The following is an 18,093-nucleotide window of genomic DNA, read 5'->3' on the forward strand; positions in this document are numbered from 1 at the left end:
GGACCAACGTCCTGTTCGCGATGCTCCGCGACGGGACCTTCTACGAGCCCAGAACCCCACACCTCGCTTGACGAAAGACATAGAGGCACCCCCCCCAGGGGCGCGGGGAACTGCGCGACCAGCCCCCACCGACCCGCACCCGCCCGACAACCCGACCCGGCACTTCCATAGGCGCCCCACACAAGCCCAGCGCAGCTGCCCGCGAGGAACTGCGCGACCAGCCACAACGCACCCGCACCCACCCCACAACCCAACCTGACACCCCCCCCTAGGCGCCCCCCACGCGAAAACGGCCCCACCCTCCCCGGGCGGGACCGTCCACGCGCGACCTCAGCCGGACACGACCTCCAGCTCCCGCGCCCGCTCCCCCTCGTGCGCCCCCTGTGCCACAACCCTCTTCCCCGAGGGAATCAGCAGAGCCGCAACCCCGGCGAGCGCCACCACACCCGCCCCCGTGACCAGCGCCGGCTGCAGGCCGTCGACGAAGGACTGCCCGCTCTCGTAGCCGCCCTGCGAGGAGAAGATCGACGCCATGACGGCGATTCCCAGCGCCCCGCCCACCTCACGCAGCGCGTTGTTGGCCCCGGACGCGATGCCCTGCTCCTTCGGCAGCACACTCGACATGACCAGATTGGAGGCGGGAGCGAAGAACAGCGCCATGCCGATACCGCTGAGGATGAGACCGGGAAGCTGCGCGCCGTAGGACGCGTCGACCGTGACCACGGACGCCATGTACGCGAGACCCGCCGCCTGGAAGAAGAGCCCCGTGGCCACCACCGGCCGGCCCCCGACGCGGTCGGAGAGGATCCCGGCGATCGGCGCGACGAGCATCGGCATGCCGGTCCACGGCAGCATCCGGAGCCCCGCCTCGGTGGGCGAGTAGCCGAGCACACCCTGCATGTACTGGCTGAGCAGGAAGATCGAGCCGAACATCCCGAGGAACATCAGGAGGCTGGCTGCGTTGATCCCGGAGAACGCCCGGGAGCGGAACAGCCGCATGGGAAGCATCGGGTTCTTGGCCCGCGTGCTGTAGATGACGAAGGCGGCGAGCAGCGCGGCCCCCGCGAACAGGGCCAAGAGGACCACGGCGTCGGTCCAGCCGTCGGACGGCCCGCGGACCAGGCCGTAGACGATGCCGAAGAGACCGCCGCTGGCGAGCAGCGTGCCGGGTATGTCGAGGCGCGCGCCGGTGCCGTGGGACTCGGCGAGGCGCAGGCGGGCCAGGGGCAGCAGGGCGACGCCGAGCGGGACGTTCAGCCAGAAGATCCACTGCCAGGAGATGTGTTCGGTGAGGCTGCCGCCGATCAGCGGTCCGGAGGCGACCGCGAGCCCGTTGACGGCGCCCCAGATGCCGTACGCCATTCCGCGCCTGGCGGCGGGCACGGCCGCCGTGAGGAGGGTGAGCGTGAGGGGCATCATGATCGCCGCTCCCACGCCCTGGATCGCACGGGCCGCGATGAGGGAGTCGATGCCGGGAGCCAGGGCCGCGGCCGCTGACGCGCCGGTGAAGACCGTGAGGCCGGCCAGGAAGAGGCGGCGGCGGCCGAAGCGGTCACCGAGTGCCGCGCCGGTCATCAGCAGTACGGCGAAGGTGAGCGTGTAGGCGCTGACGGTCCATTCGAGGTCGTGCAGTGCTCCGCCGAGGTCCTCGCGGATGGAGGGCAGGGCGGTGGTGACGACGAGGTTGTCGAGGGCCGCCATGAATCCGGCGACGCTGGTGATGACGAGGGCCCAGACGGCTCCCCCGCGACGTTCGGTCGGTGCGGCTTGCGCTTGCTCTGACATCGCTCCCCCAGCGGGTGTGATCACTGATTAGTTATTGATTACTAAGTTTCTTGAGCAGGAAAAGGCACCGAAAACGCCCCGCCCGGCTCAGTGCTCCAGCCGGCCCTTGAACCGTGCCGACGGGTACATCCCCTCCCAGACCCGGTGTCCGGGCGGGAAGCCCATCGCCACCAGGCAGTTGATGAGCATTCCGTACGCCAGGAAGGTCGTCGTCTCGTTGGCGTCGGCGCCCAGCGGCAGGTGGACGGTGTCCCACAGCCGCATCCAGCCGGCCCGGACAGCCTCGCCGAACTCGTGGTCACCCTCCTGCTCGGCGGCGCCCACCGCGACGTACATCTGCATCTGCATCATCAGCATCTCGGGCTGCTCCGCGATGACCTTGGTGTACGCGTCCGCCATGGCATGCAGGGACTCCTCCCCCTGCAGCCCCCTGGAGGCTTCCTCGAAGGTGCGGATGGTGTCCTGCACACAGCGCTCCGCCGTGGCCAGGAAGATCGCCTTCTTGCCCGGGAAGAGCCGGAAGAGATACGGCTGCGACACCCCGACCCGCTTGGCGATCGCCTCGGTCGACGTCCCGTGGTAGCCGCCGCGGGCGAACTCGATCGTCGCCGCGCGAATGACGCTCTCACGCCTCTCTTCTGCGCTCATCCTGACCATGCGACTAAGTTAGTACTCAATCACTAACTTTGCAAGAGGCGGAGTTCCAGGACGCGGTAAGGGGCGCCGCACCATGGAGGACGCCCCTTACCCCGACAGTCGTGTCCGGCTCTCAGGCCAGTCGTACGACCGCCCGCGACATCCCGAGCACCTTCTGTCCGCCACTGGTCGCCGTGAGGTCCACGCGGACCGTGTTGTCGTCGAGCTTGGCGGCGACCTTGGCGCTGACCTCGATCGTGGCGCCCTGGTCGTCGTTCGGGACGACGACGGGCTTGGTGAAGCGGACGCCGTACTCGACGACCGCGCCCGGGTCGCCGGTCCAGTCGGTGACCACGCGGATCGCCTCGGCCATGGTGAACATGCCGTGCGCGATGACGTCCGGGAGGCCCACCTCCTTGGCGAACTTCTCGTTCCAGTGGATGGGGTTGAAGTCCCCGGAGGCGCCCGCGTACTGGACGAGGGTGGCGCGGGTCACGGTGAAGGTCCCGGCCGGCAGCTCGGTGCCGACCTCGACGTCGCCGTATGCGATCTTCGCCGTCATGTTCTTCCTCACGCCCCCTCGGCCGCGCGCGCGACGAGCTTGGTCCAGGCGGTCACGACGTGCTCGCCGGCCTCGTCGTGGACCTCGCCGCGGATGTCCAGGATGTCGTTGCCCGCCATGGACTTGATCGCCTCGATGGTGGAGGTGACGGTCAGACGGTCGCCGGCGCGCACGGGGCGGACGTAGGCGAACTTCTGGTCGCCGTGCACCACGCGGCTGTAGTCCAGGCCGAGCTGCGGGTCCTGCACGACCTGTCCCGCGGCCTTGAAAGTGATCGAGAACACGAAGGTCGGCGGGGCGACCACGTCGGGGTGGCCGAGCGCCTTGGCGGCCTCCGGGTCCGTGTACGCGGGGTTGGTGTCCCCCACGGCCACGGCGAACTCGCGGATCTTCTCCCGGCCCACCTCATAGGGCTCGGTGGGCGGGTAGGTCCGCCCCACGAAGGACTGGTCGAGCGCCATGGCCTCGGCACCTCCTGGTTGCTCTGCGCTGTCTTACTGACCGGTATCGGGTCTCTCAACGACGCGAGGCCGCCCCCGATCTCTCGGGGACGGCCTCGTGTACGAGCCTGATTTATCGCGTTTCGCGGTGCGCGGTGTGCGCATTGCAACGCGGGCAGTGCTTCTTCATCTCCAGTCGGTCCGGGTTGTTACGCCGGTTCTTCTTGGTGATGTAGTTCCGCTCCTTGCACTCCACGCAGGCCAGCGTGATCTTCGGGCGGACGTCGGTGGCAGCCACAGGAGTGCTCCTTGACGAACGGATGGGACGATTAACGCATAGAAGAGTAGCCGATCGAAGGACCGACCCCACAATCGGCTACTGTCTGTAGCGGTGACCGGACTTGAACCGGTGACACAGCGATTATGAGCCGCTTGCTCTACCGACTGAGCTACACCGCTGTGATGTGATCGGTTCCCGCCTCGCGACGGGAACCTTTCACACCAGAGCCCCAATACGGAATCGAACCGTAGACCTTCTCCTTACCATGGAGACGCTCTACCGACTGAGCTATTGGGGCGAGCGATGAAGACATTACACGCTCCGCCGCCGTTCGCCCAAATCCGTTTCGCGGCGCCTCGCATGCCTTGATCCACGGGCTTCCCGGAGGCCTCAGCGGCCTCTTCCGTACGGCGGACCACACCGGTACGACTATTGCGCTCCTCCCCGGGACGAGCGGATCACCGCCCTAGGCTCGACTCACTCTGCGTGATCTTGCGTCCCTTGCGCGGTTCCGGCGGCTCCGGGCCCCGCACCCCCGAGCCCCTGGAGCGCGATGCCCGACAGCCAGCCGCAGCCGCCCCACTCCTCGTCCTCGTCAGGTGCCGCCTGGTCGGGCCGGTCCGAGGGAGCCGGTCTGCTGTTGTGCGGGGCGCGGCTCACCGACGGCAGGACCGTGGACGTACGGCTGGGCGGCGGGCGCATCGAGGCGGTCGGTACGGCCGGGAGTCTGGCGGGGGGCAGTACGCGCGCGTGCGGAGCGCGTACGGATCTCGTGGATCTCAGCGGCTATCTGCTCCTGCCGGCCCCGGCCGAGCCGCACACCCACGGTGACACCGCGCTGTCGGCCGACGCCGAGGGGCCGGTCTCCCCCGACCCCCAGGACGTCCAGCGCCGGGCCACGGAGGCGGCTCTGCTGCAGCTGGGACACGGGGCGACCGCGCTCAGGGCACACGTGCGCGTGGGTGATGTGCAGGGGCTGGGCGCGCTGGCCGCCGTACTCCAGGCGCGGCGCTCGCTGCGCGGGCTCACCGAGCTGACGGCCGTGGCGATGCCCAGGGTGCTGACCGGGGTGGCCGGGTCGGAGGGGCTCGCCATGTTGCGGGACGCGCTGGAGATGGGTGCCACGGTGGTGGGCGGCTGTCCGGATGCCGACCCGGACCCGACCGGCTATGCGGAGGCCGTCCTGGAAGTCGCTTCGGAGCACGGCTGCCCCGTCGACCTGCACACCGACGCCACCGACCCGGCCCGGCTCGCCCGTCTCGCCGCCATGGCCGGGGGGCTGCGGCCCGGCGTGACCCTCGGCCCCTGCGCGGGCCTGGAGCGGCTTCCGGCGGAGGTCGTCGCTCGCACCGCCGACCAGCTCGCGGCGGCCGGAGTCGCCGTGGTGTGCCTGCCGCAGGGCGGCTGCGCGGGCGTGGACCGGCGGGGCACGGCTCCGGTACGGCTGTTGCGCGCGGCCGGGGTCCAGGTGGCCGCCGGCAGCGGCGCGCTGCGGGACGCCTCCAACCCCGTGGGCCGCGGGGACCCGCTGGAGGCCGCCTACCTGCTCGCCTCCCGGTACGCGCTCCGGCCGGAGGACGCCTACGACGCGGTGAGCACGTCGGCGCGAGCCGTCCTCGGGTTGCCCGAGGTCCGCGTGGAGGCGGGTTTCCCGGCCGAGTTGCTCGCGGTACGCGGCCACCGCCTGGCCGGCGCGCTCTCCCTGGCGTACAGCCGGATCGTGGTGCACGGGGGGCGCGTGGTGGCACGGACGAGCGCGGTGCGTGAGTACTGCGACTCGGCGGCGACCGCGGAGTTGGGGCTCCCTCGGCAGGGACGGGGGGAGGTGTCATAGGGGCGGGGTGCCGTAGCCGTAGGGGCGCGGTGCCGTAGGGGGCTTGTGTCCCCTGTGCTCCCTGCGCGCTCCCCTGACGCGACGTTCAAGGGTGTTCCGGCGTACGGTCGGAGGCATGCGCATTGTCATCGCTGGTGGTCATGGTCAGATCGCGCTGCGGCTGGAGCGACTGCTCGCCGCGCGCGGGGACGAGGTCGCGGGGATCATCCGCCGCCCGGAGCAGGGGGACGACCTCCGGGACGCCGGTGCCGAACCGGTCCTGCTGGACCTGGAGTCGGCCTCGGTCGAGGAGGTCGCGGCGGCTCTGCGGGGCGCGGACGCGGCGGTCTTCGCGGCGGGTGCGGGCCCTGGCAGCGGCGCGGCCCGCAAGGACACCGTCGACAAGGCCGCAGCGGTGTTGTTCGCGGACGCGGCGGTCCGGGCGGGCGTACGGCGCTTCGTGATCGTGTCCTCCATGGGCGCGGACCCGCGGCACGAGGGTGACGAGATCTTCGACGTGTACCTGCGCGCCAAGGGCGAGGCAGACGCTTATGTGAGTGGCCTGGACGCCCTGGACTCGACGGTTCTGCGGCCCGGCGCGCTCACGGACGACGCGGGCAAGGGCCTGGTCCGCCTGGAGGCGCACACCGGCCGTGGCCCGATCCCGCGCGACGACGTGGCCGCCGTACTGGCGGAGTTGCTGGACACCCCCGCGACGGCCGGGCTGACGCTGGAGCTGGTGAGCGGTTCCACGCCGGTGTCGGTGGCGGTGAAGTCCGTGGCGGGCAACTGAGGATGGCCACCGAGGGGGTGCCGGGGGCGCAGGAGGCCCTGCTGCGCCGGATGTACGAGGTCTTCGCGACGGACGAGCGCGACGCCTTCGTACCGCGCTGTCTGGCCCCGGACGTGGACTGGCCGAACATGCTGGACGGCGGCCGGCTGCACGGACGTGAGGCGGTACGCGCGTACTGGGCACGGCAGTTCGCGGCGGGGCATCCCCTCGTACGGCTGGAGGGGCTGCGGTCGGACGGGTCCGCCGAGGTGGTGGCGGTCACCGTACGGCTCGGGGCGCTGGACGCGTCGGGCGAGCGGTGGGCCGGGGAGACGGTCGAGCACGTGTATCGGTTCGGGGAGGACGGGCTGGTCGCACGGATGGATGTGCGGGCGGGTCCGTAGGCGACGGCGCGCCCCGGCCCCCGGCCCCGGCGCGTCAGAAGAGGGGCAGCTGGCCGGGTACGACGGGGAGTGCGTACCCGTCCAACGACGGCTGGGCCGCTCCGAGTTCCGCCTGTCTGCGGGAACCCGGGCACGAGACGAGCTGACCTCTCTCGCGTGCGCCGGGCGGGTCGTGCCGGGCGAAGCGGCCGGCGACGACGGCGATCTCGCGACGGCATTCCGGGCAGAGCCTGCGACGACTGGACATGCAGTCAGTGTGCCCCGGGCGGGCGGAATTCGTGCGTGCGGGAGGCCGTGGCTGGGCCGATCGGAGCGCGCGGGGAAGGGGCGGGGCTGGGAAGTTCGAGGGCGGGCGGTGTGTCGGGTGCGCTGGTGGGTGGGGCTGCCGTGTGATCGCCACGGTCATGAGCGGCTGAGGTGACGTTTCCCGGCGTGGGCGTGAACGAGGTGACGCTCGAACTGGTATGGGCCGGTGGGTGGTTGGGGCGGCACCCGCGAAATGAGGTGACCGGAGTCCTCTCTCTCCAACGGGAGTTGACTCGATGCCCAGTTGCAAGGGTATTCGGAAGCGACAGCGGTACTTGCCGATTCCGAGGAGGTACGTGCCGTGCGCTCCTTCAAGCGCTGGCTCGACCGCAGTCTGACCGCCCAGGCGGTCGTGATCTTTCTGCTGGGTGTGGGGGTCACCGCCCTGTTCCGTCAGGGCAGGCACCCGGTCCTGTGGGTGATCCAGGGAGCCTTCTACGCCGCCATCAGCGTCACGGTCCTGGTGGTGCAGCGCCGCCGGGCGAGCCGCGCGGCAGGAACCGACCCGCGCGGTCTCGCCGAACTCAGCCGCAGGATCCGCCATCGCGAGGTGCCGAGCGAGCCCGCGGAACGGGCGTCCATGCGACGCCTGGTCGACGATCAACTGGGCTGGCTGGAGGGCAGGGGCCGGTGGGTGCCGTACTGGCTGGCCTTCATGGGGCTGATCGCGGCCGCCCTGCTCGTTTTGGGGGCGATCAACGGATCACTGGGCTTCCCGATCGTCTTCGCTGTCGCCATGGTCGGCCTCTGCTGCTGGGTCGTCTGGATGCGACGCCAGGCCCTGGACCGCTACCGCTACATGCACGCAGCACTGCAGGAGGAACACGAACACGTGTCCTGACCTCCGGTGAGAGACATCACCCTGCTCCACCGAGCACTCCGCCCCCGGAGCACGAAGAGACCCCCTCCGCTCTGCGTTTCCGCAGTTCGGAGGGGGTCTCTTTCTCAGCGTGGCGGCGCCAGGATTCGAACCTGGGAAGGCTGAGCCGGCAGATTTACAGCGGGCTCCGTTCATCGCCTGTGACCTGGCGTTCCACCTGTGCTCGCCAGCGCCGGGGGACGTGTGGGGGAGGCTGAGCCCCGCTCCTCCCCCTTACCAAGGTTCAGGCGCTGCGGGACTGCACGGCACCAAGGGTGAGTTGGGGTGGTGCGGGCACATGCAGCGGTACTCACGCTTCGAAACCAGCACCGCTTCTCTCATATGTCAGCCGCACTCCTGACCATCAGCGCAGCGCTTGCGGCGCTTCCGGATGATCCAAGCCGCCGCGCCAGCAACAAGGGCGGTCAAGAGTCCACCAACGAACTCTGGAACAGAAGCAAGCAAAATGTCGTGAATGTCGACCACCTGGTGTGAGCAAGTGGCGAGGAGCGATCGAGAAAAGCCGCTTACGCGCATGTGGATCATTGCCCTTCTTCGTCTAGTTGCGGCAAACCGTGGTTCCCACCAGCCGCAGACGAGACAATGTGGCCGGGGTGCCGCGCCCCCAAGCGACATGGGGACAACCAGGGGCAACTCAGTGCGAGGCACGGAGCTTCAGGCCCTTGAACTGGTACGAAGAACTGTGTCCCTGGGGTGTCCCAGGGGCGCCCCTGGGACACCCCAGGGACACAGCATCGGAGGAAGAAGGCGTGCGAGGAGCAGCAGAGAGCGAACGCCAACCGGAGGCCTCGCTCGGACAATTTCTGCTATCTCAGGCCACTAGGGCTGGCCTAAGCGCACGTGACATCGCGGAGCGCTTCCAAAAACTCGCGAACGAAGAGGCATTGCGCATCGAAGACGGAGCGGATGCGCCAAGCGATCCAATAAGTGAAATGAGTTTCTCTAAATCGCATCTTGATCGACTCTATAAGGGCTCCGCATCACTTCCCTCCAGAAGATTTTTGACGATTTTCCTCGGTATAACCAGTCAAGCCGCCGGCATACGCCCCGAACTTCACCACGAACTGCACCGGCGAGCAGACGAATTGCTAGCACTTGAACGCCGAAATCACCGCCAGCGCCGCTCACAAACTTCCACCCCTACTTCGCAGGAATCCACTGAAATAGTTGTTGCCACTCTCCAGATCCAACTTGAGCTTGAACGAGCTCACCGAACTGAAGACAGGTTGCGCTGGGCACTTAGCGATACGCAGAGAGTGATGGAAACGCTATTGCGAATCATCAACGCTTTGCGAGATATCATCACAGGATCAGCCGCAGAGATAGGCCTGCACACTGCCAAAGAATCAGAAGTACAGGCCCTAGCAAAACGACAGCGAATCCAAGCCAAGTCATACAAGGCGACAGCAGAAGCACAGTTTGACCGAGCCAACGAGCGACGACAATTATTGGAAACGCTCTGGGACCAAGCACATGAGAACTTGCAGCGTTTAACTTTTCACGCCGAGGTATCAGACGCTCCCCCACTCTCCACCGAGCTAGCCTTGCCCCGAATCCCCCTACCGGAAGACCTCCGAACCAAGTCCACGCTCATGGACATTGGCGCCGCGCTAGGAAAAGTAGAAAAGTATAACGACGCGGAGGAGCAAGCCGTAATTGAACTTCAGCATTCAATTGCGGCTGATACGCCACTGAATCTGGATGACGAGCTGAATATCCTGGTGGCAGCCACTCGGCTGACGGATGAGGGAACCCGCCGCACAGCCCTACGTACTCTCCTCGAGCAATGGCCCCATCACCGCAAAACTCGCGACACACTGGTCCGCCTAGCGCGTGACGAAAAGTCCGAAATTCGGCGCATCACAGCTTGGAGCTTGGCAGAAGGCTGGTCTGGCGACCCCATAGCCCGCGACGCCCTTACCGCCCTAGCTCGCGACAACGATGCGAGCGTCCGGGAGAATGCGGTACTGGGGCTGGCAGAAGGCTGGGCAGGCGACCCCATAGCCCGCGACGCCCTTACCGCCTTAGCTCGCGACAACGATGGGAGCGTCCGGGAGAATGCGGTACTGGGGCTGGCAGAAGGCTGGGCAGGCGACCCAACAGTCCGCGACGCCCTTACCGCCTTCATCTACGACGCCGACGTATACGTGCGGATGGCCGTCGCGGAGAGTCTAGCTGACGTGTGGCTAAACGACGCCATCGCCGATGCCGCGCTTCAAACACTGAGTAGCGACGCTTCACCAAGCGTGCGCTGGGCGGCACAGCAAACGATTGTTACACAGGCCGGGCGTCATGACGACACTCCGCAAAAAATAGGGCTCAACGCTAATATCCTTCTCGCCGTACGGCTTCCTAGCGACCATGACCTACCTGCACCCATTCCCTTGCTTGACAGGCTGCATCGAGGTATAGCCTTCGACGCGGGAATCACGGTGCTGATAGGCGATAACGGCGCCGGGAAAACAGTTTTGCTGCACACACTGATGCAACTGTCACCCCACCGAACGACAGATGCGTCAGAATTCCGCAACCCATCCGACTTGAGTCGAAGCCTAGCAAGAGCGCTTAAGGTGGCCTGGAACGAGCAGCGCCCAATAGAATGCGCACATTATTTGACCGACTATTATTTCAGGCACAATAGGGGAAAGTCGAAAGCGTCCGGCATCGAACATTGGTCGGAGAATTGGTCCGCCCTTATGCGAAGCAGACAGGGATCGAACCAGCTTTTTCTTTTCGATGAACCCGCAGCTCTCTATTCCCCCGCAGTGCATAAGATCATGCGCGAGAAGCTGAATGAGCTCGCAAGTCAAGGAAATCAGGTCATTATTGCTTCCACGCAAAGCTCATGGATCGAGCATTCTACCGCCCGCGTCATCCGTATCGATAAACACAAACTACACAAGCGGCGGTACTAACGCATCCTCCTGCTCGTTGCCCCTCTGCGTTACGAGCTTGCCCGGGGATGCCTCGTGAGCACCGCGACGGAGCAGAACCTCACCGCCGCTAACGCGATGAGTCCAGAGTCAGGGTCGAGCGGATTCCAGTGCCGCGAGGAGAGACCTACGGGCGCCACCAAGCGGCATGCCACGATTGGGCAGAAGCCCGAGGAACGATGAAGGGGAGGCCACGTGCCGCAGGCCAGTCCGCGAGACACGTACTTGCAGGTCGCGGAAGTGGTGAAGACTCAGATCAAGGCAAACCCGCAGATGACGCACCTTCCACCTGCCGCCGACCTCATGCGGGATCACAACGTCTCGCGCGGGGTGGTGCTTCGCGCGTTCAAGGCGTTGCAGACGGACGGTGTCGCCGAGCCCGCACGGGGCGGCCGGTGGCGCGTCGTACGTGAAGGTGAGGACGTCGACCGACGGCCGCTGGACGAGCGCATCGCCGACCTCATCCCCGCCGAGGGGTTCGAGGTGGGTGCAGCCTTCCTGAGCGCATCCGACCTGATGGGCAGGTTCGGGGTCTCCCGCCCCACCGTGACCAAGGCGCTGGACAAGCTGGAGGCCGCCGGCGTGCTGGCGAGTGAAGGACAGGGCAAGGTGCGGACGGTCCGCGCCGTGCCGATTCGAGAGGAGCGTTCGTAGCTTGTCGGAGCTGACGGAGTGGGCCTACCCCCTCGCTGAGTCCCTGCTCGCCGAGCCACTGCCGAGGCGGTGGCAGCATTCATTGGGCGTCGCCGAGCGGGCGCGGACCATCGCGCTGGTCCTCGGGGAGGATGCCGAATTGCTGGAGGCTGCGGCCGTCCTGCATGACATCGGCTACTCGCCGGACCTCGCGAAGACGGGGTTTCACCCGCTCGATGGTGCCCGCTATCTCCGTGACGTGGCGCAGGCCGACGAACGAGTCGTGAACCTGGTTGCCCACCACTCTTGTTCGTGGATGGAAGCAGACGCTCGGGGCCTGCGTGAGGAGCTGGAGGGCGAGTTCCCGCGCGAGAGCGCGCACCTAAACGACGCGCTCTGCTACTGCGACATGAACACCACACCGGACGGAACGCCGACGAACCCCGTCGACCGGGTCAACGAGATCGCCGGCCGCTACGGGCCGGACAGCTTGATTGGGAAGTTCATCCGTCGCGCTGAGCCGGAGATTCTTGCGTGCACGTTCCGGGTGCTCGAACGCGTCGCCGCCGCCAAGCGTCAGCCGATGTAGGGAGTCGGCCGCGTCGGGTCCATCGCGTGCTCAATCCGGAGCCGCATCGTGGGGTGGATATCCAACTCGGACAGGTCCGCTGGGTCGACCCAGCGGACCTGTGTCGTCTCGTTGCTCGTACGAACCTCGCCGCCGACCGGCCGCGCCCGGAAACAGATGCTGAACTGTTGGCGCACTTCGCCGTCGTCGTACTGCATCACGTGACCGGGGTCCGTGTAGATCCCGGACATGTCGACGACTTCGGCCTTGATGCCAGTCTCTTCCCAGACTTCTCGGACCACCGTGTCGCTGATGGACTCCCCCACGTCGTGGCCACCGCCAGGGAGTGCCCAACGCCCGTTGTCGGACCGCTGAATCACGAGCACCTGCCCTGCATCGTTCTGGACGAACGCCACAACCGAGGGCACGACCGAGTTGGCAGGCGGGGCGTCGGGGTCGTGCAAGTAGTCGATGCGTCCCATGCTCAAGCTCCCGTGACGTCGTGTTCGGTTACTGGCCTGGCGCCTTCCCAGGTCTGCTGAACGCTATTGGCAAAGGTGTCGAACAGGCCGCCCCCGGGAAGCTGCCGCAGGTGGAACACGGGCGCCATGTAGGCGCCGATGCCGTACACGTGCGTGTTGGCCAACATCTCGTCATCAGCGCGGTAGATCGAGTTGTAGAGCACCGTGTCGTGCAGGCGGAAGGCAATCTCAGGATGGCTGGTGAACAGCGGACGGTAGTTGACGAGCGCGTTGCGGATCTTGCCATCCATGATGCGATGCCCTTCGTCGATGCCGCGCCGGATGACGGCTTCGCACTCGGGGTCGCCCATGAGGACTCGTATGCGGACACCGCTCTCAGCCTTCTCCTTCAGCGTCGAGAAGAAGAGAGGGTCTTCCGCCAGGTAGATGCCGGCGTACACGAGGATGTCGATGCACTCCGTAGCTCGCTCGCACATCTCACGCCAGAGACTTGACGGCACAACGTGCCGATGAGGATAGGCGGTCACGATCTCCGCCTTACTCAGGTCAGTTGAGGACTCCTGAGTTCGGGAGTCCTCCCACAGTGTCGTCACGTCCACCTTGAGTGCCGCTGCCGTGGCGTACTGGTGGCGCCGGTACGGCACCTTGCCCTGCGTGATCCAGCGCTCCACGGTCTTCGGGTTGACCTTGATCTCTTCCGCGAGGCTCTGAACGGTCATGCCACGGGCTAACAGAGCCGACCGCAACCGCTCGTTGGGCATCTGAACCCCTTCGTGGGACATCTAGGGAGCTCTTGACGGTAGCCAGCTGATCGGGAGCTGTCCATGCAGGGGGTAACCAACTCCCCTGACCTGGGGCGATTCTGATTGTGCGCCAAGAAGTCCCGACGCAAAACCAAGAGGTTCCGTCGCTGTACTTGACGGACCCCTATGCAGTACCTGTAAAACAGGTACTGCATGAACGCCCGGAGGGCTCCGTGAAACGGGCTCGAAGGAAGCGACAGCTCTTTGAGAACTCAACAGTGTGCTGAAGGAATCCCGCCCCACCTCGCAGTAAGCGGGCGGGCGCGTACGGACTCTGTCCCGTGCGCGGAACAGCGCATCTTGACCCACTGCGGCTCGACCGCGGCCGGTTGCCTCCGCTGCTCGTCTCGCACGAGCAGCGCTGAGGGGAGCCGGATGTTCCGACTTCAACGGCGCGGCCCCGGAGGTGCAACTCCGGGGCCGCAGTTCGGGCCGTTCCACCTGCAAGGGAGAACACGACCCAATGGACCACATCGTCACTGTTCAGGACGCTGTTACCGCGTTCGCCGACTTCATCGAGCCGACGAATGCGGAACTGGACGCGATCGAGCAGGAGATTCCGCTGATCTTGGCGGACGTCGACCTGCTGGACGCACAGATCATCACCCTCGACCGCACGCCGAACGAGCTGGACACCCGCCGCATCCGCCGTGCCCGCCGTCGAGTGCTGGCCGAGCGGCGCACACTCGCCAACCAGGGCGCCACCGCCACCGCTGGAGGCGCGGCGTGAAAACCAAGACCGTACTGCCCGCCGTCGCGATGACGGCCGTATCCATGGTCCTCACCCTGGCCGTGGTCATGATGTGGCTGGGCACGGCCGTGCCGTGGCCCGTCGCCCTGGTCGTCGGACTCGGCATCGACGGGGGATGGCTCGCCACCCTCGCCTACGAACGCCGCCTCGCCGCGCAGGGCGACCACAGCCGCGTCGTCACCGGCGTCGGCTGGTTCTTCGGTCTGATCGCGGCCGGTGTCCTGGTCGCCCACGCGCTGACCGCCGAACAGTCGGCCGGCGCATGGTTGGCCGTAGCGTGGCTGCCGATCGCGGCGAAAGCGCTGTGGTTGGTCCATGGGCTGTGGGAGCGCACTGCCCTCACCACCGCAGCCCTGGATGCGATCCGGGGCATTCAGCAGGAAGCGCGGGATGAGGCGGCCGTGGCGCGGGCCCGGCTGCGCTCCGAGGCCGCCACCGAGGCGACCCGGCTGACGGCCGTGACGCAGGCAGGTGCCCGCGTCGCACGCGTCCAGGCCAAGACCGCAAAAACCCTCTCCCGCGCGTGGTCGACGCTGGAAGAGACACGGCAAGGCGAGGACACCGGCAGGGCCCTGACCAGCGTGACGAGCCGCGTCACAGCCGACGTCACGCCCCGCTGGGAACTCCCCGTGTGGGGGCCCACCGAACCGGTCTCCGCGCTCTCTCTGGAGTCGGGGCCCGCGCTTACCGACGCGGCGCTTGACGCGCTGGTCGACGAGATCACGCACAGTGAGACGCCTGCCCTGTCGTACCGCGAGATGGCGGCCCGGTTTCGCCAGGCCGGCCATTCCGCCTCCGAGGTCCGGCTGCGGGCCGCCTGGAAGCGGGTCGCGTGATGACCACACCCACCACGGATGCGGTGAAGTCCTTCAGCTTCGGCGGCGGTGTGCAGTCGATGGCCGCGATGGTCCTCGCGGCCACGGGAGAACTGGACTACCGCACGTTCCTGATGGCCAACGTGGGCGACGACTCCGAACACCCCGGAACGCTCGCCTACCTGCACCAGTACGCCATCCCCTACGCCGAAGCGCACGGCCTTGAGCTGGTCGTCTTGGATCGGGTGATGAAGCGCTCGGGGGAGATCCGCACGCTGTATCAGGATCTCACCCGCGAGGGCTCACGCTCGCTGAAGATCCCGGTGCGGATGTCGAACGGGGCCCCCGGCACCCGCTCGTGCACCGCCCAGTTCAAAATCAAGGTCGTCGGCGACGAACTCAAACGCCGCGGGGCGACGAAGGACGCGCCCGCCACGGTGGGTATCGGCATCAGCCTGGATGAGATCCACCGGGCGAACAAGCAGCGCTGTGAGCCGCATGAACGGATCGAGTATCCGCTGCTGGAGCGCGGAATCCGCCGTATCGACTGCGCCCGCATCATCCGCGAGGCCGGGTTGCCGGTGCCGCCGAAGTCGTCGTGCTGGTTCTGCCCGTTTCACCGACCCGAGACCTGGCACGACATGCGCCGCGACGAACCCGAGCTGTTCGAGAAGGCGTGCCAGCTCGAAGAACTCCTCAACCGCCGCCGCGACGAACTCGGCAAAGACCACGTCTGGCTGACCCGGTTCAACCGGCCCTTACGCAAGGCCATCCCGGACGGCGTGGACACGCTGCCGTTCGACGAGTGGGACTCCGGATGTGACTCCGGATGGTGCATGACCTGATCACCCATGCCGGGCCCGGCCGCCCACCTTCCACAGCAAGACGGCCGGACCCTTCAACTCCCGAAGGAGTGCGAACATCGTGACGGAAACTACCGCCTTCCCGCCCCCCGAGGACCTGGAAGGCACCGAAGCGCCGACGGCTGAAGTGCTGCCGTTCCCGCTGAAGAAGACCACCCCCGCCGACTCGCCCGCGCCCACCGGCGAGGGCGTGGTGAAGCCGGGCGAGTGGGAGGCCGAACTCCCCGACACCGACGACCCCGAGGCCGAAGGACTGACCGACGGGGCCCCAGTCGACCCGCCGCGCGAGGTCTACCCGCCCTCGGTCGCGGAATGGATGGAGGCCAAGGACAAGGCCCGCCTGCCGGTCCTGCCCGACTGGGTGAAACTCCCCGACCAGCGAACGGCCGTACGCAAGTGGGCCGTTCGCCACTACTCGGCTGTGATCGGCTACCACGCCGTTCGCCTGCCCTGCATCTACACCCCGAAGATCCTGTTCTACTCGCCGCGCGGGGCGTGGCGTTGGTCAACTGCCCTCGGCCGGTGGGTCTTCGACGCGGAAGGCAAGGCCCTGCGCCTGGCGTCGGTGGCGAACGAGGACGCGGCGGAGTACCTGAAGCTGTCGCGGCAGCGCAACGACCGCGTCCGCCTGCGGGGCATCGTCGCCGCGATTGCCTCTCTGATCGGCCTCGCCGCCGCGCTGACCCTGTACGTCATGGCTCCGTCCTGGCTGCTGTTGCTGGCCATGGCGACGCTGACGACCACGCTTGGGGCGGTCGGGGCGCCGGCCGATCGGCCGCTGATCGACATGGCCAAGGTGACGTTCCGCAAGCGGCGGCTGTCCAGTGACATCGTCATCCGCGCCCATGAGGCGTCCGGGCTGACCACCAAGGATCAGACGATCGCGTTCCCGCGGCCGATCGGCCGGGACGGCGACGGCTGGCGCGTGGTGGTGGATCTGCCGTACGGCAAGACGTTCGAGGACGCGGTGAAGGCTCACGCCCGGCTCGCCTCCGGTATGGACATCGCCCCGACTCAGCTCTTCCTGGACAAGGACGAGACGAGCGGTCGGCGGGTGTCGTACTGGATCGCCGACCGTGACCCGCTCGCCGTCCCGTCGGGCAAGTCGCCGCTGTTGGGGGCGACCCGGGTGGACTTCTGGAAGCCGTTCCCGTGGGGTGTCGACGAGCGGGGCAACCCGGTCATGGCCACGATGTTGTGGCTGTCGTTGCTGGTCGGTGCCGTGCCCAGGCAGGGCAAGACGTTCTCTGCCCGCACGATCGCTCTCGCCGCCGCGCTGGACCCGTACGTGCGCCTGTACGTGTTCGACGGAAAGGCATCCCCGGACTGGCGCAAGTTCGCGCTGGTCGCGCACCGCATCGGGTTCGGCATCGTGCCCAAGAACGGGTTCGACCCGGTGCAGCACCTGCTGACCTCGCTGCGGGAACTCAAGGCGGACGTCGAAGACCGCTACCACCGGCTGTCCGAACTGCCGCTGCACGTCTGCCCGGAGGGCAAGCTCACCCCGGAGATCAGCCGGGACAAGAAGCTGAACATGCCGCTCACGCTGTTCGTGGTGGACGAGGTGCAGGAGTACCTGACCCACCCCGAGCACGGCAAGGAGATCCTGTCGCTCATGGTCTACCTCGCCCGGGTTGCCCCGGCCGTCGGCGTGAGCGTGATGACGTCGACGCAGAAGCCGGACGACAAGGCGTGCCCCTCCGAGCTGCGTGACCAGCACCAGGCCCGGTTCGCGCTGCGGGTCGGCGCCTACCAGGTCTCCGACGTCATCCTCGGTGCCGGGTCCTACAGCGAGGGTCTGGACGCGTCCAAGCTGCTCAAGTCCCACAAGGGCGTGGGCTTGCTCAAGGGCATGTCGGACGACTCCGGGATCGTGCGCACCTACCTCGCCGACGGCCGCGACGCGGAACGCATCCTGACCCGTGCCGCCGCGCTGCGGGAGGCGGAGGGCACGCTGTCCGGCGACGCGGTCGGCGAGGCCCCGGCCCCGGAGGCATCCGCGACGATCCTGGACGACGTCGCTCAGGTGCTGGGCAAGGGCGAGGCCAAGGTGTGGTCCGAGACCATCGTCGACCGCCTCGCCGACCTACGCCCCGACGTCTACGGCCCGTGGGCCGAACTGGACGCCAAGCCCAAGGCCGAAGCGCTCACCGCAGCGCTCAAGCCGTTCGGCGTGGCCACCGAGCAGATCGGCCGCCGCGTCGACGGCAAGACGGTCAACAAGCGCGGCATCAAGCGCGAGGACCTCGCCGCCGCGATTACGCAGCGCAACGAAAAGCGCGACGCCGGATAGCCCCGAAGGGTCGCTAACGCTAGCGGTAGCCGTCGCTAGCGTTAGCGACCCTGCTAGCGACCAAAACCGCTTCT

19 protein-coding genes and 2 tRNA genes are annotated in these 18,093 nt (G+C 67.3%); 11 read left to right on the forward strand and 10 right to left on the reverse strand.

Features of this window, described 5'->3' with window-relative positions; all coding sequences use genetic code 11:
* Positions 1-330: 330 nt before the first annotated feature.
* From ABZT06_RS29445 to ABZT06_RS29475, 7 genes are all read right to left on the reverse strand, one after another.
* Complete coding sequence (locus ABZT06_RS29445; RefSeq protein ID WP_355747371.1) at positions 331-1,785, reverse strand: MFS transporter; 1,455 nt, start codon at positions 1,783-1,785, stop codon at positions 331-333.
* 87 nt (positions 1,786-1,872) lie between these two features.
* The gene (locus ABZT06_RS29450) at positions 1,873-2,442 is read right to left on the reverse strand and encodes a TetR/AcrR family transcriptional regulator (protein WP_355747374.1); all 570 of its coding nucleotides are present in this window, start codon (positions 2,440-2,442) and stop codon (positions 1,873-1,875) included.
* A 112-nt stretch (positions 2,443-2,554) separates the two neighbouring features.
* Entirely contained in the window at positions 2,555-2,983 is a 429-nt protein-coding gene (locus tag ABZT06_RS29455) for a MaoC family dehydratase (protein ID WP_355747377.1), read from the reverse strand.
* Positions 2,984-2,991: 8 nt separating this feature from the next.
* Entirely contained in the window at positions 2,992-3,444 is a 453-nt protein-coding gene (locus ABZT06_RS29460) for a MaoC family dehydratase N-terminal domain-containing protein (protein WP_355747380.1), read from the reverse strand.
* 112 nt (positions 3,445-3,556) lie between these two features.
* Complete coding sequence (gene rpmG / locus ABZT06_RS29465; RefSeq protein ID WP_003948671.1) at positions 3,557-3,721, reverse strand: 50S ribosomal protein L33; 165 nt, start codon at positions 3,719-3,721, stop codon at positions 3,557-3,559.
* Between the two features lie 88 nt (positions 3,722-3,809).
* Positions 3,810-3,882 (reverse strand) — tRNA-Met (locus tag ABZT06_RS29470).
* Between the two features lie 46 nt (positions 3,883-3,928).
* Positions 3,929-4,001 (reverse strand) — tRNA-Thr (locus ABZT06_RS29475).
* A 255-nt stretch (positions 4,002-4,256) separates the two neighbouring features.
* Between ABZT06_RS29475 and ABZT06_RS29480 the strand changes: the two genes are divergently transcribed.
* The 3 genes from ABZT06_RS29480 (at position 4,257) to ABZT06_RS29490 (ending at position 6,692) form a co-directional block, all read left to right on the forward strand.
* Positions 4,257-5,537, forward strand: coding sequence for an amidohydrolase family protein (locus ABZT06_RS29480; RefSeq protein WP_355747383.1), 1,281 nt, complete (start codon positions 4,257-4,259; stop codon positions 5,535-5,537).
* A gap of 115 nt (positions 5,538-5,652) precedes the next feature.
* The gene (locus tag ABZT06_RS29485; RefSeq protein ID WP_355747386.1) at positions 5,653-6,309 is read left to right on the forward strand and encodes an NAD(P)H-binding protein; all 657 of its coding nucleotides are present in this window, start codon (positions 5,653-5,655) and stop codon (positions 6,307-6,309) included.
* Positions 6,310-6,311: 2 nt separating this feature from the next.
* Positions 6,312-6,692, forward strand: a complete 381-nt coding sequence (locus ABZT06_RS29490; protein ID WP_355747389.1) for a nuclear transport factor 2 family protein — start codon at positions 6,312-6,314, stop codon at positions 6,690-6,692.
* Positions 6,693-6,726: 34 nt separating this feature from the next.
* Here ABZT06_RS29490 and ABZT06_RS29495 read toward each other — a convergent pair whose 3' ends face one another.
* Positions 6,727-6,939, reverse strand: coding sequence for a hypothetical protein (locus tag ABZT06_RS29495; RefSeq protein ID WP_355747392.1), 213 nt, complete (start codon positions 6,937-6,939; stop codon positions 6,727-6,729).
* 360 nt (positions 6,940-7,299) lie between these two features.
* On the opposite strand from ABZT06_RS29495, the gene ABZT06_RS29500 reads away from it, so the two are divergent.
* The 4 genes from ABZT06_RS29500 (at position 7,300) to ABZT06_RS29515 (ending at position 12,033) form a co-directional block, all read left to right on the forward strand.
* Positions 7,300-7,839 (forward strand): hypothetical protein, encoded by a 540-nt coding sequence (locus ABZT06_RS29500; protein ID WP_355747395.1) that lies wholly within the window; start codon positions 7,300-7,302, stop codon positions 7,837-7,839.
* Positions 7,840-8,627: 788 nt separating this feature from the next.
* A complete protein-coding gene (locus ABZT06_RS29505; protein WP_355747398.1) occupies positions 8,628-10,793 on the forward strand; it encodes a HEAT repeat domain-containing protein in 2,166 nt (721 codons plus the stop codon).
* A 291-nt stretch (positions 10,794-11,084) separates the two neighbouring features.
* Positions 11,085-11,465: a GntR family transcriptional regulator gene (locus tag ABZT06_RS29510; protein ID WP_355747401.1), complete on the forward strand. Its 381-nt coding sequence runs from the start codon at positions 11,085-11,087 to the stop codon at positions 11,463-11,465.
* 1 nt (position 11,466) lies between these two features.
* Positions 11,467-12,033 (forward strand): HD domain-containing protein, encoded by a 567-nt coding sequence (locus ABZT06_RS29515; protein WP_355747404.1) that lies wholly within the window; start codon positions 11,467-11,469, stop codon positions 12,031-12,033.
* Here the strand turns inward: ABZT06_RS29515 and ABZT06_RS29520 are convergent.
* A complete protein-coding gene (locus ABZT06_RS29520) occupies positions 12,021-12,494 on the reverse strand; it encodes an NUDIX domain-containing protein (RefSeq protein WP_355747407.1) in 474 nt (157 codons plus the stop codon). The genes ABZT06_RS29515 and ABZT06_RS29520 overlap by 13 nt on opposite strands.
* 2 nt (positions 12,495-12,496) lie before the next feature.
* Positions 12,497-13,255, reverse strand: coding sequence for an XRE family transcriptional regulator (locus tag ABZT06_RS29525; RefSeq protein ID WP_355747410.1), 759 nt, complete (start codon positions 13,253-13,255; stop codon positions 12,497-12,499).
* A gap of 505 nt (positions 13,256-13,760) precedes the next feature.
* Here ABZT06_RS29525 and ABZT06_RS29530 point away from each other — a divergent pair.
* From ABZT06_RS29530 to ABZT06_RS29545, 4 genes are all read left to right on the forward strand, one after another.
* On the forward strand, positions 13,761-14,027 hold the full coding sequence (locus ABZT06_RS29530) for a DUF6284 family protein (protein WP_355747413.1): 267 nt from the start codon (positions 13,761-13,763) through the stop codon (positions 14,025-14,027).
* Positions 14,024-14,884 (forward strand): protein spdB, encoded by an 861-nt coding sequence (locus ABZT06_RS29535; RefSeq protein ID WP_355747416.1) that lies wholly within the window; start codon positions 14,024-14,026, stop codon positions 14,882-14,884. The genes ABZT06_RS29530 and ABZT06_RS29535 overlap by 4 nt, the downstream gene beginning before the upstream one ends.
* 68 nt (positions 14,885-14,952) lie before the next feature.
* Positions 14,953-15,708, forward strand: a complete 756-nt coding sequence (locus tag ABZT06_RS29540) for a phosphoadenosine phosphosulfate reductase (protein WP_355747419.1) — start codon at positions 14,953-14,955, stop codon at positions 15,706-15,708.
* Positions 15,709-15,787: 79 nt separating this feature from the next.
* Positions 15,788-18,019 carry a cell division protein FtsK gene (locus ABZT06_RS29545; protein WP_355747422.1) on the forward strand — a complete coding sequence of 744 codons (2,232 nt, stop codon included), beginning with the start codon at positions 15,788-15,790 and terminating at the stop codon, positions 18,017-18,019.
* Positions 18,020-18,093 lie beyond the last annotated feature (74 nt).

Source organism: Streptomyces sp. NPDC005483 (assembly GCF_040606035.1).
Taxonomy (GTDB): Bacteria; Actinomycetota; Actinomycetes; order Streptomycetales; family Streptomycetaceae; genus Streptomyces.

Bases quoted from the DNA above. Each gene is read 5' to 3' on its own strand.
- ABZT06_RS29445 (WP_355747371.1), bottom strand. From the start codon at position 1,785: ATGTCAGAGCAAGCGCAAGCCGCACCGACCGAACGTCGCGGGGGAGCC.
- ABZT06_RS29480 (WP_355747383.1), top strand. From the start codon at position 4,257: ATGCCCGACAGCCAGCCGCAGCCGCCCCACTCCTCGTCCTCGTCAGGT.
- ABZT06_RS29490 (WP_355747389.1), top strand. From the start codon at position 6,312: ATGGCCACCGAGGGGGTGCCGGGGGCGCAGGAGGCCCTGCTGCGCCGG.
- ABZT06_RS29540 (WP_355747419.1), top strand. From the start codon at position 14,953: ATGGTCCTCGCGGCCACGGGAGAACTGGACTACCGCACGTTCCTGATG.
- ABZT06_RS29455 (WP_355747377.1), bottom strand. From the start codon at position 2,983: ATGACGGCGAAGATCGCATACGGCGACGTCGAGGTCGGCACCGAGCTG.
- ABZT06_RS29510 (WP_355747401.1), top strand. From the start codon at position 11,085: ATGACGCACCTTCCACCTGCCGCCGACCTCATGCGGGATCACAACGTC.
- ABZT06_RS29460 (WP_355747380.1), bottom strand. From the start codon at position 3,444: ATGGCGCTCGACCAGTCCTTCGTGGGGCGGACCTACCCGCCCACCGAG.
- ABZT06_RS29525 (WP_355747410.1), bottom strand. From the start codon at position 13,255: ATGCCCAACGAGCGGTTGCGGTCGGCTCTGTTAGCCCGTGGCATGACC.
- ABZT06_RS29495 (WP_355747392.1), bottom strand. From the start codon at position 6,939: ATGTCCAGTCGTCGCAGGCTCTGCCCGGAATGCCGTCGCGAGATCGCC.
- ABZT06_RS29485 (WP_355747386.1), top strand. From the start codon at position 5,653: ATGCGCATTGTCATCGCTGGTGGTCATGGTCAGATCGCGCTGCGGCTG.
- ABZT06_RS29530 (WP_355747413.1), top strand. From the start codon at position 13,761: ATGGACCACATCGTCACTGTTCAGGACGCTGTTACCGCGTTCGCCGAC.
- ABZT06_RS29520 (WP_355747407.1), bottom strand. From the start codon at position 12,494: ATGGGACGCATCGACTACTTGCACGACCCCGACGCCCCGCCTGCCAAC.
- ABZT06_RS29450 (WP_355747374.1), bottom strand. From the start codon at position 2,442: ATGGTCAGGATGAGCGCAGAAGAGAGGCGTGAGAGCGTCATTCGCGCG.